Here is a 1,354-nt window from a genome sequence, read left to right as displayed (position 1 = left end):
TTGAACGGAGACGGACGTTGCGCGAAGGGATCGTCGATGCGTGAAATTCTGGCTTGGGTGTTGTTGAGCGCATCTCTTGTGGCTGATGCGTTTGCGGCCGACGACAGGATCGTCGTCGTTGCCTTCGAGTACCCGCCGATCTACCAGAAGGATCCCGGTGGCGAGAAAGGGGGGCTGGGCCTGAGTAGCGACCTCGTCGTCGCCGCATTCAAGGCCGTGCGAGTCGACGTCGAAGTGCAGTTCCTGCCGGTACTGCGCATGGTGCGGATGGTGAGCGACGGCCAGGCGGTGTGCGGCATCGGCGGCACCGTGTTGTTTTCTTCGCCGGACGTGGCGCCGAACGTCGCCGTCTCGTCGGTCGTGCAGTACGTGACGCAGATCTTCATGTATGACCAGCGGCGCTACCCGGAAGGCATCCACTACGGCGTGATCGGCGACATGGCCGGCTACGCCATCGGTGTGCTGCGCGGAAGCGGCATCATGCGCTTTCTTGAGATGACGCCGAGCCTGCACCTTGTCGCCAACAACGTGCACGATGGGTCAGCCAGGCAGCTCCAGTTGGGACGCATCGACGTTTGGGCGATCGTCGACCTGACCGGGATGATGTACATGAAGAAGCTCTTTCCCGACGAGGCGGCGAACTACCGCTTCACCCAGCCCTTCAACCGCGGCGACGTGTCGCTGGTCTGCTCGAAGAAGCGCGACCCGGACAACCGGTACGGAACCCGGTTCCGCGAAGGACTTGCGGCGATCAAGGCGAACGGCACCTATATGCGGTTGATGGCGAAGTACTACGGCAGCGAAGCTGCGATCAATCGCAACTCGCTACCGGAAGACATGCGCTGACTCGGCTTCCGCGGCGCTATTCCCCGCCGCCGTTGACCCAACGTAGCGCTTCCGCGAGGGCTCCGTTGAGGCGGTGGTGATCGATGCCGACGACAGTCAGTTCGGCCAGGATGCGCTGGCAGCCGTCGCCGTCCTCGTTGTCATAGCATTCGAGCAGTTCGAGGATCTGTCCCAGAGGCCCCTGGTGCTCGGTCAGCGCCAGCCTGACTTCTGGTTCGAGCGAGATCTGCTCGAAGATTTCCTGCACCGGTAGCCCAAGCGCGGCCGGCATCATGGACATGATGCCGGTGATGAACCCCTGGTCGGTGAGCTTGCGGTCGCGCGGGTGTGCGTGCCCGATCAACAATTCCATCATCCGCCCGCGCAGCGCGGCGACCTGCAAAAGCGGCGAGCGGCTGGCGTCCGGCGTCTTTTCGGTGGGCACCATCAGCAGGAGCTGCAGCCAGCGCTGCAACTGGCGTCGGCCGAGCAGGGTGATGGCGTGGCGGATCGTGCTGACGTTGCGCGT

1 protein-coding gene and 1 pseudogene are annotated in these 1,354 nt (G+C 63.5%); one reads left to right on the top strand and one right to left on the bottom strand.

Annotated elements, in window-relative coordinates; translation table 11 throughout:
• A partial coding sequence (locus KBA32_RS13220) for an ABC transporter substrate-binding protein (protein WP_294359655.1) occupies positions 1–846 on the top strand: 846 nt, incomplete at its 5' end.
• A 16-nt stretch (positions 847–862) separates the two neighbouring features.
• Here the strand turns inward: KBA32_RS13220 and KBA32_RS13215 are convergent.
• Positions 863–1,354: pseudogene (locus KBA32_RS13215) on the bottom strand (diguanylate phosphodiesterase); the annotation flags it as partial.

Source organism: Propionivibrio sp., from assembly GCF_017995515.1.
Taxonomy (GTDB): domain Bacteria; phylum Pseudomonadota; class Gammaproteobacteria; order Burkholderiales; family Rhodocyclaceae; genus Propionivibrio.
Note: the sequence above shows the minus strand (reverse complement) of the source record. Positions and strands in the feature narration are given on the sequence as shown.